This is a genomic window from Arundinibacter roseus (genome assembly GCF_004348825.1).
GTDB classification, from domain to species: Bacteria; Bacteroidota; Bacteroidia; order Cytophagales; family Spirosomataceae; genus Arundinibacter; species Arundinibacter roseus.
In genome coordinates this window covers 433,072-446,923 of record NZ_SMJU01000002.1, presented here as the reverse complement: position 1 = coordinate 446,923, position 13,852 = coordinate 433,072, and the positions used below count along the sequence as shown (strand labels likewise).

At 45.3% G+C, this 13,852-nt stretch carries 12 protein-coding genes; 5 read left to right on the top strand and 7 right to left on the bottom strand.

The window, feature by feature from the left end:
- Nucleotides 1-98: 98 nt before the first annotated feature.
- A complete protein-coding gene (locus EZE20_RS04425; RefSeq protein ID WP_228713522.1) occupies nucleotides 99-581 on the bottom strand; it encodes a DUF2147 domain-containing protein in 483 nt (160 codons plus the stop codon).
- 66 nt (nucleotides 582-647) lie between these two features.
- On the opposite strand from EZE20_RS04425, the gene EZE20_RS04420 reads away from it, so the two are divergent.
- Nucleotides 648-1,046: a hypothetical protein gene (locus EZE20_RS04420; protein ID WP_132114891.1), complete on the top strand. Its 399-nt coding sequence runs from the start codon at nucleotides 648-650 to the stop codon at nucleotides 1,044-1,046.
- Nucleotides 1,047-1,068: 22 nt separating this feature from the next.
- On the opposite strand, the gene EZE20_RS04415 is transcribed toward EZE20_RS04420, so the two are convergent.
- A complete protein-coding gene (locus EZE20_RS04415; protein ID WP_132114889.1) occupies nucleotides 1,069-5,640 on the bottom strand; it encodes a translocation/assembly module TamB domain-containing protein in 4,572 nt (1,523 codons plus the stop codon).
- 76 nt (nucleotides 5,641-5,716) lie between these two features.
- On the opposite strand from EZE20_RS04415, the gene tsaD reads away from it, so the two are divergent.
- Genes tsaD through EZE20_RS04400 form a run of 3 tightly spaced genes read left to right on the top strand, consistent with a single transcriptional unit; the run spans nucleotide 5,717 to nucleotide 8,402 of the window.
- Nucleotides 5,717-6,715, top strand: a complete 999-nt coding sequence (gene tsaD / locus EZE20_RS04410; RefSeq protein WP_132114887.1) for a tRNA (adenosine(37)-N6)-threonylcarbamoyltransferase complex transferase subunit TsaD — start codon at nucleotides 5,717-5,719, stop codon at nucleotides 6,713-6,715.
- A 40-nt stretch (nucleotides 6,716-6,755) separates the two neighbouring features.
- Nucleotides 6,756-7,550 carry an MOSC domain-containing protein gene (locus EZE20_RS04405; RefSeq protein WP_132114885.1) on the top strand — a complete coding sequence of 265 codons (795 nt, stop codon included), beginning with the start codon at nucleotides 6,756-6,758 and terminating at the stop codon, nucleotides 7,548-7,550.
- Nucleotides 7,551-7,553: 3 nt separating this feature from the next.
- Nucleotides 7,554-8,402, top strand: coding sequence for a UbiA prenyltransferase family protein (locus tag EZE20_RS04400; protein ID WP_132114883.1), 849 nt, complete (start codon nucleotides 7,554-7,556; stop codon nucleotides 8,400-8,402).
- Between the two features lie 8 nt (nucleotides 8,403-8,410).
- Here EZE20_RS04400 and EZE20_RS04395 read toward each other — a convergent pair whose 3' ends face one another.
- Nucleotides 8,411-9,595, bottom strand: a complete 1,185-nt coding sequence (locus EZE20_RS04395) for a hemolysin family protein (RefSeq protein WP_132114882.1) — start codon at nucleotides 9,593-9,595, stop codon at nucleotides 8,411-8,413.
- The gene (locus EZE20_RS04390) at nucleotides 9,592-9,831 is read right to left on the bottom strand and encodes a hypothetical protein (protein ID WP_132114880.1); all 240 of its coding nucleotides are present in this window, start codon (nucleotides 9,829-9,831) and stop codon (nucleotides 9,592-9,594) included. The genes EZE20_RS04395 and EZE20_RS04390 overlap by 4 nt, the downstream gene beginning before the upstream one ends.
- Before the next feature lie 223 nt (nucleotides 9,832-10,054).
- Between EZE20_RS04390 and fbaA the strand changes: the two genes are divergently transcribed.
- Complete coding sequence (gene fbaA, locus EZE20_RS04385; RefSeq protein ID WP_132114878.1) at nucleotides 10,055-11,134, top strand: class II fructose-bisphosphate aldolase; 1,080 nt, start codon at nucleotides 10,055-10,057, stop codon at nucleotides 11,132-11,134.
- A 102-nt stretch (nucleotides 11,135-11,236) separates the two neighbouring features.
- On the opposite strand, the gene EZE20_RS04380 is transcribed toward fbaA, so the two are convergent.
- The 3 genes from EZE20_RS04380 to EZE20_RS04370 all read right to left on the bottom strand — a co-directional run bounded on the left by EZE20_RS04380 (nucleotide 11,237) and on the right by EZE20_RS04370 (nucleotide 13,844).
- Nucleotides 11,237-12,184, bottom strand: coding sequence for a bile acid:sodium symporter family protein (locus EZE20_RS04380; protein WP_132114876.1), 948 nt, complete (start codon nucleotides 12,182-12,184; stop codon nucleotides 11,237-11,239).
- 188 nt (nucleotides 12,185-12,372) lie between these two features.
- Nucleotides 12,373-13,074 carry a DUF3575 domain-containing protein gene (locus EZE20_RS04375; protein WP_132114874.1) on the bottom strand — a complete coding sequence of 234 codons (702 nt, stop codon included), beginning with the start codon at nucleotides 13,072-13,074 and terminating at the stop codon, nucleotides 12,373-12,375.
- Nucleotides 13,071-13,844, bottom strand: a complete 774-nt coding sequence (locus EZE20_RS04370; protein ID WP_132114872.1) for an LVIVD repeat-containing protein — start codon at nucleotides 13,842-13,844, stop codon at nucleotides 13,071-13,073. The genes EZE20_RS04375 and EZE20_RS04370 overlap by 4 nt, the downstream gene beginning before the upstream one ends.
- Nucleotides 13,845-13,852: the final 8 nt, after the last annotated feature.

Here is a 13,852-nt window from a genome sequence, read left to right as displayed (position 1 = left end):
TAATTATAAAGGGGCTCAAACAATGAAAATAGGTCCTTTACGGAATTAAATGACTCGTTTTGGTACAGACGGTTTTTCAGGCTTATAAACTAAATACTTTACTTTACACGTTGCCAGGTATCCGTCCGGCCCAGGAGCGACACGCCCACATATCCTCTCACGTCCAACGTGCTGTTTCCCCGAAGGGTCATTTTGCAGCTATACTCCTTTCCATTTTCAGGATCGTAAATTGTACCATCCACCCAGGTATTGTCACCTTCGAAGGCAAATCCTTTTAAATTAACCAAACCTACGAGCGGTTGTTTTCTTTTGGCAGGATCTGGATTATTGCTGTCAGTTTTGGGCTTGTTTGTTGCCGGATCATTCGGCTCTTTCAGCCATACTATTTTTCCAAAATACCTGGAACCTTGTTTATAAATCTCCACATGACCCTTTTTTGATCCGGTGAGCCAGGTACCTGTCACAGCATCAGGACTTTGGGCCAAAGCAATCGAAGCAGGCAGCATCAGACAGCAACTCAGAAAAAACAAGGAGAAAATTAAACGCGCATATTTTTTCATCTTAAATTGAATGTTTATCATGCGGAATCGTTTTTAAAGTGACTCTAATGTACAGAACCTCTAACGAAAAAACCAAAATCAGGATATATGCGGCCTTCCCGAATTTTACACTCCTTACTCATTCTTAGCCTTTTGCTAGCTGTTGCGGCCTGCTTTCGTCCGTCAATTCCTATTTCTACCGGAACAGTTTATCCGATTGATGTTTTTATGCAAAATGAAAATCCCGATCGGCCATATTCGGAACTTGAATGGGTAGAAATTTCGAGAGAAGATACTCTTGATACACGACAGAAAAAAAATAGTGAGCGTATGCTTTACCGGGGCAATGATGCCGAATCGAAAGATCTTTTGACGGCACAACTTGTTCTGAAAGCCCAGAAACTTGGCGCAGATGCCATCATGAGTGTCCAGTACAAATACTTCACTTCGGCCACAAAAGAAGGTTTTGTCATGAAAGGATTGGCCATTCGTTATCGCGGAGACTGAGACAAATCTAGTCCAAATCGGTTTATTCTTCGAGTTTGGAGGTAAGTTTACCAGAAGGTAGCGGATCCAACGGTGCCTGACGGGGCACTTCCTGCGACGGAGCGTCTGTTTTATTCAGAAGCTTGAAGCGGTTGAAGCTATGCGTAAACTGCATGCTTACGCCGCCCGTTGTGAGTGCGTTGTTGAGCAATAAAGGTGACTGAATATTGCGGTTATAGGCTTTTAAACGCACACTTCCACTTTGCGACATCCAGTATTCCAGCGTCCATTCTCCCAAAAGACTCGTAGCATCATACTGATTTGAGCCATAAGTAAAGCGCCCGTCTCGGGTAACCCGGAAGCGATCGTTCAGAAAGCGATACGAAAACCGGAGTTGTAAATTGTCAAATGCATTCTGATCCAGAGAAAGCCCTGTGACGCCTACTTCCAGGTTTTCGTTTAGAGCAGAAGCCCATTTACTGATTTGATTGGAAACTAATTCACTGATGCTGTTGCCAATAAACGACTGACTTTGGTTGGGCTGTGCAAGGAATACATCCTGCGGGCTCAGCAACTGATTGAAAAGAATCAAGCTACTCACCTGTCGGCTCAGCTCCTGTTCATCGCTTTTGAGCCGACTTTCAAACGCCGCTACGGCCGACCGGTATTCTCCCGAAGAAGGATACTCCTTAACGGCCAAATCGTAACCAATTGTTGGTGATAGTAGTCTGTCGGTCAGGGCAATGGTAACTTCTACGGGGTAGCGTCTCGCAATTAAATCGCTTGCTGTATTTCCGGTGGTTGACAATCCGGGCAGCACACCGGAGAGTGACGCAAGTTGTGTATATCCGGCCTGAACGTCAAGTAATGCGCCATATGGATCGCCGGACCAGGTCAGGCGGCTGCCGGGTTTAATGGTAAATTTCTTATTCAGTGCGTTTTGAAAGGTAAAAGTGTAATCGCCCCGTTCAATTTCATAATTACCGGCCATTGTAAAATCACCCTTTGTGTCCACTTTCATATTCAAAAGGCCTCTTCCGTAGGCTTTTATGATATCTCCCGCCTGACGATCCAGCTGAATTTCGCAGTATGCATCGGGAGTAATGTTAAAATTGAAATCCATTTTTATACCCCCCACATCCATACTGCGTCGTTCGGCATTTTGTGAACCCAAACTATCATTTTTAATCATGGCACTCACAAATTGAATGTAATCCTGAGTGGTTACTTCCGTGGCCCCATCCAGTGGAATGTACATGCGCGTACCTTTGTTGCTCGTGACGTCTGCCTCAATTGTCAAATTGTCAATCGGGCCATATAAGCTTGCTTTTCCGCTAACATAGGCCGTGCCATAAAACAGGTCATTATCTTTCAGGGTGGTATTCAGGATTTTGAAATTGCGCATATCGGCATTGAATCCCAGCGAAAAAAGTTTGAATCCGTCATGATACACGCCCCCGCGAACCGTAGCCGTATTACCTTCCTGATCGGTCACAAGCATATTTTTGGTGGCAATCTCACTTTCGCTAAACGTCACAACGTCGGCAAATGAGAGGACCGATTGCAGGTAATCAAATGTCAGGCGACCCTGATCAATTTTTACCTGCCCATTCAGGATCGGATTTTCGGGTGTTCCTTTAACCGTCACGACACCTTTGGCCGTTCCGCTGACGTCAGAAACCAGCCCTTCGCTGAACGGCTCAATAATTTTAAGGGAAGTTCCATTAAAATCAGCTTTCAGATTCAGGGAATTTTCGCGTCGATTGGGATCATAGTTGCCGGAAAGAGTAAACACCCGGCTGAGATTCTTCTCCAAGTGGGCATCAATCGAAAACTGACCAAGAAGTTGATCCCACTCGCCGCTACCCGAAAAATTTCCCAGTTCGTAGTTCTCGTAACTTAGACCTTCTACTTTAAAATCGCTGCTTAACTCACTGTAATTGAACATATCATGCAACTCCGCTGTTCCGTCCATGATACCGCCCAACTGAGTTTCAAACACAGGATTAAGCGTAGAAAGTCGGAAATTTCGTATTTCAAAGTTCAGATTTCGGGTCGAATCATTATTCATTTCTCCATTGAGGGAAATTCGCTGCTTTCCACTTTGCAGAGAAAGGTTGCTAAATTCGGTGCGTTTGCCGCTGATCGTAATCAGATTCGTTGGATTTACATTCCACACCTCATCCAGCAAAAACAAATTTGATCGATTGAGCCTTAAACTGAATCCATTGGCCAAAAACCTGACTTCTCCGTTGAGATTTGCCCGATTAGCGCTGTTGGTCTGTCGCAGCCCGCTTGTGAAATCAATGTGATCTTTATCCCAAATCGCTTCAATATCCAGCCGTTCCGTAGGAGCCAGGGTGTTGATTTTTTGATTTTTTGAAGTAATCAGGGCGGATGCCAGAACTTCCGCGCTACGTACAAATTTTGAAGTTGTTATATCAACTTCTGCATCCAAAAACTGATTTGTCCCGATTTTGAGCGTGTCGATCTGTGCTGCTGTGCTGAGGAAAGCCGTGTTGCCCATCCGAAAGATTCCTTCTACACGATTTTTGCCAAAAATCGCTAAGTCCGGATAAACGAAATCAAGCAACTTTGAGACATTTTTGCCCTGTATTGCATACAAAACCGAATAATTTCGATCTACATGCTCCTTATTTTTTCGGGCATAGTACGTTCGTCGAGCAGACTCATTTCCCCAAAAATAGAGTTTATATTCCTGCAATAAACCGCTGAGGTCTTCCAAAGCCTCACTGATGACAAAATTACCGGAAAAGCGAGCGTCCAGAAACTCGGTCCCGACCTCAATCGTGCGTTCGTTGGGTTGTTGACTCGACGTGATCAGGAGAGTATCCATCACTAAATTCCGGCTATTGCGGGGCGTAAGCAGAAAGGTGTTTAAGAAGCGCGCACGTCCAACCAGCTCATCGACCGTATTGCCTTCAATTTGGGCGTCGATTTGGGTTTGCAGCGTCAGTGGTTCCGCAGAAAAACCAAGAGCCATAAGATTAGCCTTTTGGACAACCCCCTGCAAATCAAAGGTATTCTGGGCAGCAGATAAATCTATTTCTCCATCCAGATTAAATGTCAGATTGGTGTCGGCAGAACTGACCTGCCCGTTAAAATAAGCTTTTTGTAAATTTCCGCGAAGCTGTATATTCCGATAATCATACTGATTAAAACCCAGCCTTGTAACCGTAGCATCCAAATTGGCAGAAGCCGTAGTAATATCAAATCCTTTCCCAACAATTTTACCGGAAAAATCCAGCTTTTGCAGACTTTGGGGGCGGTCAAACAGCAGCCCGATATTTAGCCCTGCCGTTTTCAAGAACCCGTTATAGGTTGACGTATACCGATCATTGATATGAAAAAGCATGTCGGTAGCCAGATTTCCTATTTCGGTCCGGACGTTACTTTTGAGGTCAAAGTCAACGGCAGTTCCGGCAAAAGTTCCATCAATTTCTACTAAACCAAATTTACCAAAAGTTTCGTGGAGGTCCGTTTCAGGATAGTACTGCACCAGGTCCTGCGTTTCGATGCGGGAACTTACAAGGTTGAATTTCATGGTTGTAGACCAGAAATCGGGCAAACCTTTAAACCCAAAATCACCCGAAAGTCGGCTTCCTTTGCCAAACCGCAGGTCGGTGTTTCGTACGATAAAATTGTCAACTGCTCCGTCAAAATCTCCCGAAAGTCGCCAGGTTTCATTTAATGTAAGCAGATATTCGTGAAAAAGCCCCAAATCGTCCGAAAAAATACGGCTATTCTCAAAATGTGCAATCATCCGCACTTTTTGATTAAAATCTCCAAAATCAGATGGCTTATCGTAATTAAAACTCAGGTAATTAGTCAGATAACTTCCACCGATATAGGCACTTAACGAAGCTAACTCTATTTTTTTGGCACAGTACATAAACCGTGTATCGAGGTCGTGTACTTTTAGTTTGGATTGGCGGTCGATAGTAGTTAGATCCTTCGCCACGAACTGAATGGTATCACCCAAAACCAGAAAATCCTGCAACTGCACGTTCAGGTCCCGCAATTCAAAATGGTAGTAATCAAAAACACTCGGGCTTCGGGTATAAGGTTCGCGGGGATCGTCGTAATGAAAAACAGCATCGGTCAGGGTTGCTTTGCCGATAGTGAACGGGATATTCTGATTTGGAATGCTGTTGGTTGTATCACTCGGCTGAACCATTTGATTGATTCGGCTGATGAAATAATCCATGTTCAGGTAGCCGTTTTGCGTTTTTACCAAACGCACATTGGGCTGATAAAGAGTTACTTCATCGAGGTGAATCTCCCGGGAAGAGTTTTCAATAATGGTCCAGATATTGAAATTTATATCAATGCGTCCGACATCAATCATGGGTTGGCTGAGGCTATCTTTCACAGAAACTCCTTCCAGCGAAATCACATCCAGCCATTTGACATTTATGCGTTCAATTCCCAGCGGATAGCCCATCGCTTTCGAAAGCTTTTGGACTACTTTCTGCGTCAGGTAAGTTTGTACAGACGGATCCTGCATGGCAATGTTTACTACCCCAAGTACATATAGTCCCAGGATAATAAGCAATACAAATGCGTTTCCGACTTTTTTGAGAATATGGATCATGGATGCAGCTTTAAGGCATAAGTTGCCCCATCTTGCAGTAATTTACCTATTTTTGTGCAAATTTTTACTGATTTGCATGATTATATTAGCCATTGAATCCTCCTGCGACGAAACCTCGGCTGCTGTCATTTCTAACGGCAAAATTCGCTCCAATGTTGTTGCTACGCAGCTTATTCATCAAACCTACGGCGGAGTAGTTCCAGAGTTGGCTTCGCGAGCGCATCAGCAGTTGGTGTTACCTGTGGTCGACAAAGCGATTCAGGATGCAAAAATAGCGAAAAAAGATCTGCAAGCCATAGCGTTTACTAAAGGGCCGGGGCTTTTGGGTGCCCTGCTCGTGGGTACCTCATTCGCCAAATCGATGGCTTTGGGGCTGGACATTCCGCTGATTGAGGTCAATCACATGCAGGCACACGTTTTAGCGCATTTTATAGATGCGCCCGCTCCTGCCTTTCCCTTTATTTGCCTGACTGTCAGCGGCGGTCATACGCAACTGGTGTTGGTACGGGATTATCTGGATATGGAAATCATTGGCCAAACGCTCGATGACGCCGTAGGTGAAGCTTTTGACAAAACGGCCAAACTGCTCGATTTGCCCTATCCGGGCGGGCCCTTAATCGACCGCTATGCACGTGAAGGAAATCCGCTGGCATTCGACTTCCCGATTCCGGATGTCCCCCGACTTGACTTTTCTTTTAGTGGAATAAAAACGTCAATTCTTTATTTTTTACAAAAACAAACCCGACAAAACCCTGCGTTCATTCAGGAGAATCTCCCCGACATCTGTGCCAGTATTCAGCACACGCTTGTGAAAATTTTGTTAAAAAAGTTAAAAAAAGCTGCCTCCGAAACCGGAATTCGTGAAATCGCCATTGCCGGTGGAGTTTCGGCAAATGCGGGCCTGCGGAATTCGCTGACTGAGCTGGGAAAACAATTGAACTGGAACGTCTATATCCCAGCCTTTGAGTATTGTACCGACAACGCTGCCATGATTGCCATTGTGGCCCATTTCAAATTTCTACAACAGGATTTTACTGACCAAACCGTAAGCCCTATGGCCCGCATGGAATGGTAAAAACGGCTTTTGTCCTATAAATTACTATAAATCAAATCTTATGCTTACGCTTTCCGAACTCTGGATCTATCCCGTCAAATCGTTGGGAGGAATTTCGATATCTCAGTCCGAGGTGGAAGAACGTGGTCTTCGTTACGACCGGCGGTGGATGATTGTAGATGAATCGGGAGTTTTTGTCACGCAGCGCTCGGTTCATTCCATGGCTCTGATCGACGTTGCTTTTTCTGAGGGAGGTTTTTCATTAACGCATCGTTCCCATTCGGAAAAAAGCCTGTTTTTGCCATTTCAACCCGTCAGCAAAAAGGTGGTACAAGTTCGCGTATGGGACGATGAACTCCCCGCCCTGTCCGTTTCTGACGAGCTCGACAGTGGACTGAGTGAGTGGTTTGGCCGAAGCGTTCGACTGGTCCTGATGCCCGAATCCAGTCAGCGATTGGTAGACCCCCGCTACGCAAAACACAACGAAACCGTAAGCTTTGCGGATGGATACCCGGTGCTTCTTATCGGCCAATCGTCGCTTGACACGCTGAATGCGAAACTGGAAGAACCTGTATCAATGAAACGCTTTCGGCCCAATTTGGTAATAACAGGTTCTGAGCCATTTGCCGAAGATAGCTGGACGAATGTTCGCATCGGCACGGCGGAGTTTTTAGTTGTAAAACCCTGTGCCCGTTGTGTACTTACGACGGTTGATCCGCTCACGGGAGAAACCGGAAGTGAGCCTTTGAAAACATTGGCTACGTTTAGAAAGCAAGGAAATAAAATACTTTTTGGACAAAATCTGCTGCCTTTGCCGGGCCAATTGGCCGTGGGTGATACGCTACGTTTTAGCTAGTTTATGGAAGATTCTGCTGCTGTACCCTACCGATTTAAACCTATTCATCTTCATTGGCTTAGCCTGGATATTGTAGCAGGGGCGGTAGTATCGCACCTTGCGGCAAGTCGCCTGCCGGATGACCAAACGCCTGTTAACTATCTGGTAATCATACTATTGGGCCTTGTAGTTTTAGGCATTTATACACTGGATCATCTTTTAGATAACCAACGCCCTTCGCCGCCTCGTACCCAACGACATTCCTTTATTCGGCTGCATCAGGCCCTTATTTGGCGCCTTACTGCCGGAGCAATCGGTTTAGCTGCGCTACTGGTATGGTTTACGCCGCGCGAACTTTGGTTTTTCGGATTTGGTATGCTGATTTTCGTAGCATTTTATCTTTGGCTGGTGTCACGAATTCCCGAAAAAAGTAATCGACAGGCAGTAAAAGAACCCATTACCTCTCTGATTTATGCGGGCGGTGTGTGGGGAAGTACCTGGTTTTTGGGGCGTGATGTTTCCTGGGAAAGTATGGTGCTGGGTCTCGTTTTTTTTATGCTTACCTTCCAGAGTTTATTGCTCTTTTCACATTTTGAAGCGCTGCGTTACCGGGAAGTGTTCAACCTTGCGCGTTGGCTCAAAAGACCACGTACTCTCCAAATCATTCAGGCAATCAGCCTGTTAACGGTTGTTATGTGCCTTGCAGTCTGCTTTTATTCTGAATTTCGTTATGCGCAACGGCTTTCCCTTATCCTTATCGCAATAACGGCAGCCCACTACTGGATGATGAAAAATCCGGAAAAAGGTGTGCTTAATGAACGCTTCCGAATTGCGGGAGAGCTGGTTTTTGCGCTTCCTTTATTGGTATTGTAGAAAATGAATTAATGATCCATTGTCATTCTGACCAGCTCAATTCGGGTATCCTGCATGGAAATAATCGTGAATGTATAGGGTGCGACCCGTATGTCATCATTTACTTTGGGTAAATCGCCGTGAACATGAATCAACATTCCGGCCAGTGTATCGTAGTCTCCTTCTGGAAACTTCCAGTCATATTTTTCATTGAGATAATCTACTTCGTGGCGGGCACTAAAAATATAGGTATGCTCATCCACGCTTCGTTCGGTCCAGTCTTCGGTGGTATCATATTCATCCTGAATCTCTCCAAAAATCTGCTCGACTACATCTTCCACGCTTACGAGGCCTGAGGTTCCGCCAAACTCATCGACTACCAAAGCAAGACTTTTCCGCTCTTCCAGAAATCTCAGCATCAGGTCACTAGCAGGCATTGCTTCCGGAACAATTAATATTGGGGTGATGATGTTGGCAATTTCTTTGGGTTTACGAAACAGAGCCAGCGAATGACAGTAGCCAACTACTTCATCAATCGAATCTCGGTACACCACAATTTTGGAATGCCCGCTACTAATAAACGCCTGTCGAAGATCTTCGATGGTATCTTCCAAAGCCACGGCCGTGATTTCCGTTCTGGGAATCATGCAATCTCTGATCCGAACATCCTTAAAATCCAGCGCATTAATAAACATACGTTCCTCCATGCGATGATCTTCGTTTTCGGTATCATCGGCCGAAGCAGATTCTTCTCGCCCAAAACCATGCGCCCGGGACTCAGCAGAGGCGTGATTCATGAATGGTTCGAGAACCCAATACACGGGCGTCATGCCCCACTCGGCCAAGCGCACGGGAAACGCCTTCAAAGAAACTACTGCCGGAAACAACCGACCAATCTGCAACCAACTCATATAGCTACTGATCCAGAGAAGGATGGCTACTAAAAAAAGCAGCGCCAGGTGCCAGGGTTCTGAAAGATTTGGAAGATAAGTAAACCAGGTCATAACCAGATAAAAACTACCAAAAGCAACAATCAGCAACCGAGCCATTCGAAGGATACGCCGCCAGTAAGCAACCTGTTCAGGAAGCCTGACAGAATCATCGCCGGAGGAAAATATCATGGCGGGCAAATCGAGCAGAATCGCTCGTACAGCCCCGAAATAACCGGCAAAAAAGAAAAAAACTACTGCGAGAGTCGGATATAAAACGTTCATCTGGATTTTTGTTTGGGTAAGGTTCGGCCTTTTTGTACTGGCTTGGCCGATGGCTTGGAAGCTGGTTTTTCAATTATTTTCAAGCGATAATACTGATGGCCCAATAGTAAGGTTAAGCTGAGCATGAGCAACCAATAGCTGTTGCTCAAATCGGTACGTCGCCATTCAAGAACCCAAAGGATAAAAAATCCGATAGTTGCTGCAAGTAGTATTGTTTTTACTAATTTGGAATTCATCGCTTATAATTCAGTGGTAGACTGGTAATTTTCAAACTATATTCTAAAAATTTCAGCTGCCAAAGGTAAATGGTTTAGGCCAAAGAGACACCTTTCCTGCGCATTTCCCGATGCGGTTTCTACCGCATATTTTGGTAAATTTAACTAACTTGCAATTTAATAGTAGTCTTGTATTTGAAATACCAAATACCGTATACAATTTCTTGATATAATCCTTAAAACCATGAGTGAAACTATGATGCGCTTCAAACCGGGTGTAGTAACCGGTGAGGGAGTAAGTGAAATCTTCCATCATGCCAACCAAAATAACTATGCCCTTCCGGCAGTTAACGTGGTAGGTACCAACTCAGTGAATGCTGTTCTTGAAACCGCTCGTGCGGTCAATAGTCCGGTAATCATTCAGTTTTCCAACGGAGGAGCCATATTTTACGCGGGCAAAAGCCTTTCCAACGAAAACCAAAAAGCTGCTATTGCCGGAGGAATCTCGGGCGCGATGCACGTGCATCAAATGGCGGAATTATACGGAGTACCGGTTATTTTGCACACCGACCACTGTGCTAAAAAACTTCTGCCCTGGATCGACGGCCTTCTTGAAGCCGGAGAGCGCCACTTTGACCAATATGGCAAGCCACTGTACAGCTCGCACATGCTGGATTTGTCGGAAGAGCCTCTGGAAGAAAACATCGAAATCTGCTGCAAGTATTTTGAGCGCATGGCCAAAATGGGCATGACCATCGAAATAGAATTGGGCGTAACGGGTGGAGAAGAGGATGGTGTGGATAATACCGACGTAGATAGCTCAAAACTTTATACACAGCCAAACGAAGTGGCACATGCCTACGAAGAATTGCTGAAAATCTCACCGAACTTTACCATTGCAGCCGCTTTTGGAAATGTTCATGGAGTATACAAGCCCGGCAATGTGAAGCTCGAACCGAAAATCCTGCTTAATTCTCAAAATTATATTGTTGAGAAATTTGGGACCGGTCCGCTACCTGTGAATTTTGTATTCCACGGAGGATCAGGCTCTACGCGTGAGGAAATCCGGGAAGCAATCGAATACGGTGCCATCAAAATGAACATCGACACCGACATGCAGTGGTCTACCTGGGAAGGTATTCTTGCCTATTACAAAGCCAAAGAAGGATACCTGCAAACGCAGCTCGGAAACCCCGAAGGCAGCGATTCTCCCAACAAAAAATACTATGACCCACGCGTATGGCTACGCAAAGGTGAAGAAACAATGGTTAGCCGTTTGAAAGTTGCTTTTGAAGACCTCAATTGCATCAATCGCCTTGCCTGAATCCTGTAATTCAGGATTTGTTTAAATAAAAAAAAGTCACGGTCAGTCAAACATTCTGCTTGCGTTGGCCGTGACTTTTTTTATTATTTTTCTAATTTTTGATCAATGGCTCTTTTCCTCAACAACCTTATCCTGAGGTTTATTTTTACTCCAAAAACTAGCCAAAAGCGATCCGGTAATGTTCATGATGGGGCCAAAAAGTGCGGGGGCAAGCCCTACCGTAGCTACTTTTCCCATTTGAAGGGCGAGCCCGGATGCCAATCCGCCATTTTGCAAACCAACTTCCAGGGCAATAGTCCGGCAATCCTGCTCCGGCAGCCGGAACATTCTTGCCAGTCCGTAGCCAAACGTGTAGCCTAACAAATTGTGAATGAGCGTACAGGCTACCAAAGCCAGCCCGATTGTGAGCAGGCTTTCACGCCCCGCTGCGGTGATGATACATATAATGAGGGCAATTCCAACCATAGACACCAAAGGCATGTAGCGATTGAGCCAAACGGTTTGTTTTCGGAAAATATAATTGACAATCAAGCCTAGTCCGATAGGCAAGATGATCATTTTCAAAATGTCAATCATCATCTTAATAAAATCAACTTCTACGAAAGTTCCGGCCAGCCATTTCATGAGAGCGGGCGTAATGAGCGGTGCGAGCAGCGTTGCCACGGCGGTGATCGTGAGCGAAAGTGCTACGTTGGCCTTGGCAATGTAAGACATTACGTTGGAGGCCAATCCACTGGGGGAGCTACCTACTAAAATAACCCCGGCGGCGACTTCCGGTGGAAAGTCAAATGACATGGCAAGGGTGTACCCAACTACGGGCATAATGGTAAACTGGCAAAACAATCCGATAAAAACGCTGCGTGGGGCTTTTACTATGCCTTCAAAATCTTTCAGTCCCATCGTTGTACCCATGCCAAACATGATAATCATGAGGAGAGGTACAATTAGATTTTTCAATTCAAAACCACCAATTCTTGTGAATGGCTCCGGAAAAAACATGGCGAGTGTAGCCGCCAAAATGATGGAAAGCGTGTAGAGGTAAGATCGCACGATAGACGCAGGTTGTAAATAAAGACAGGAATAAACAATGAATATAGCTGCCGCAGGCAACTTTTGGATAAGCAAAGGAAAGCAGTTTCAAAAACTACTGACTGTTACTGACCAACGTTTAACACAAAGTTATATTCACAAAATACAATCCTTCGGAAGAATCAGGATTTGACGTACAAAGGTGAAGACTACTTATTTTTTGAAAGGCTATATGAAAGATGTAAACCCATGGAAAGGCTGGGAAACGGCCCGTAAGCACCGGGTTCGTCGGTTCGGACATCAAAAAAATTGTTATCCCGAAACGGCTGATCATCTACGTTGGGGCTGAGGTATTTGACTTTAAGGCCACGTAAACCAGCACCGGCGTACATATCCATGGACCAGCGCTCAGACAAATAAAATTGCCAGCCCCATTTTAAATGAAATGCATTTACAAAACGCCCCAGGTGCGTCGTTCGGTTTTGGAAATAGGCACATTGACGATTAAAAAACTCGCCCGTACAATCCATTCCAATACTTTCCAGTTTTTCCCGACTATTTTTCTTGAATAAAAATTCAGCAGCCAGGTAAGGACTTTGCTGATTGCGTTTCCGAAAATAGTACCGTAGCTGCGACCGAAATCGCCACGTTTCGCGGTTGGGGTTTTCGAGCCGCTCGCTGTACCAGAGATTAAAGGCTGAATGTCCATAGCCCATTTCCTGCTGAAACGTCCAGGCAGGATTTGGTAAAGGCAACTCTATGCCGACTTGCACCGTATTGTCCAGATCAAAAAGGGCAAGCGGTGTGACTTTCAGCATGATGACCGAGCTCAGCGAATCGGTTGAGGCCCGCTGCGCCTGTACCGACATACCCAAAAAAATAAAAAACCCAATCAACCAGCCATTCTTCATTCTACCGGAATTTTACTCAAAAAATCAAACTGTTCATCCTCATCATAGCGATACTGAAATATCCCTTTTTCGCCCGTGATAATCAGCGTCGATCGATACGGAATGACATCGTACGTAGGAATATCCGACCGGAATTGCATCAGCTTCGGCTCTGCCGGATTGGAAATATCAAACAATTTGAGTCCGCGTGATCCCTCGCCAACAAACAGATGTTTGCCATCAACGCCCAATCCATACGGCGACGTCATGGAAGTCGTATGCACTAGTTGCGGGGCCATTGGGTTTGAAATATCTACTACTTCCAGTACGCTCATGGAAATAAACTGCCGGCAAACAGTGCCCGTTCGTAAGGTTACGTAGGCGTATTGGTCCTGAACCACAACCGGGTCACAGCTCATAAAATGCTCGTATTTGGACAATAGCCGTGGATTGCGAGGTTGGGAATTATCAAAAATGTACATGCCATCAATGGCTCCAATGTACAGGTTATTTTTGTAGGGGAAAATGGTTTCCACACCTACACCCAATTCCGTTTTATCTGTTTTTACCGGTGCATCTGCCTGACTGATGTCATACACGTCCAGGCTCTGTTTGGTAGCGATGTATAAGGTGTTTCCAGTGATGGCAAAACGAGCCATTGACCCGCCAACTCCACTCTGAGAACCGGGCCCGATGTCCGCAGAATTACCTGCTTCGCACCCACTTAACAATAAGGCAGAGGCCAGAATTGCCCATGCGCCGAATAGACTAAAACCTGATGATTTTTTCATAATTACCT

Bases quoted from the DNA above. Each gene is read 5' to 3' on its own strand.
- EZE20_RS04425 (WP_228713522.1), bottom strand. From the start codon at position 581: ATGATAAACATTCAATTTAAGATGAAAAAATATGCGCGTTTAATTTTC.
- EZE20_RS04420 (WP_132114891.1), top strand. From the start codon at position 648: ATGCGGCCTTCCCGAATTTTACACTCCTTACTCATTCTTAGCCTTTTG.
- EZE20_RS04415 (WP_132114889.1), bottom strand. From the start codon at position 5,640: ATGATCCATATTCTCAAAAAAGTCGGAAACGCATTTGTATTGCTTATT.
- tsaD (WP_132114887.1), top strand. From the start codon at position 5,717: ATGATTATATTAGCCATTGAATCCTCCTGCGACGAAACCTCGGCTGCT.
- EZE20_RS04405 (WP_132114885.1), top strand. From the start codon at position 6,756: ATGCTTACGCTTTCCGAACTCTGGATCTATCCCGTCAAATCGTTGGGA.
- EZE20_RS04400 (WP_132114883.1), top strand. From the start codon at position 7,554: ATGGAAGATTCTGCTGCTGTACCCTACCGATTTAAACCTATTCATCTT.
- EZE20_RS04395 (WP_132114882.1), bottom strand. From the start codon at position 9,595: ATGAACGTTTTATATCCGACTCTCGCAGTAGTTTTTTTCTTTTTTGCC.
- EZE20_RS04390 (WP_132114880.1), bottom strand. From the start codon at position 9,831: ATGAATTCCAAATTAGTAAAAACAATACTACTTGCAGCAACTATCGGA.
- fbaA (WP_132114878.1), top strand. From the start codon at position 10,055: ATGAGTGAAACTATGATGCGCTTCAAACCGGGTGTAGTAACCGGTGAG.
- EZE20_RS04375 (WP_132114874.1), bottom strand. From the start codon at position 13,074: ATGAAGAATGGCTGGTTGATTGGGTTTTTTATTTTTTTGGGTATGTCG.
- EZE20_RS04370 (WP_132114872.1), bottom strand. From the start codon at position 13,844: ATGAAAAAATCATCAGGTTTTAGTCTATTCGGCGCATGGGCAATTCTG.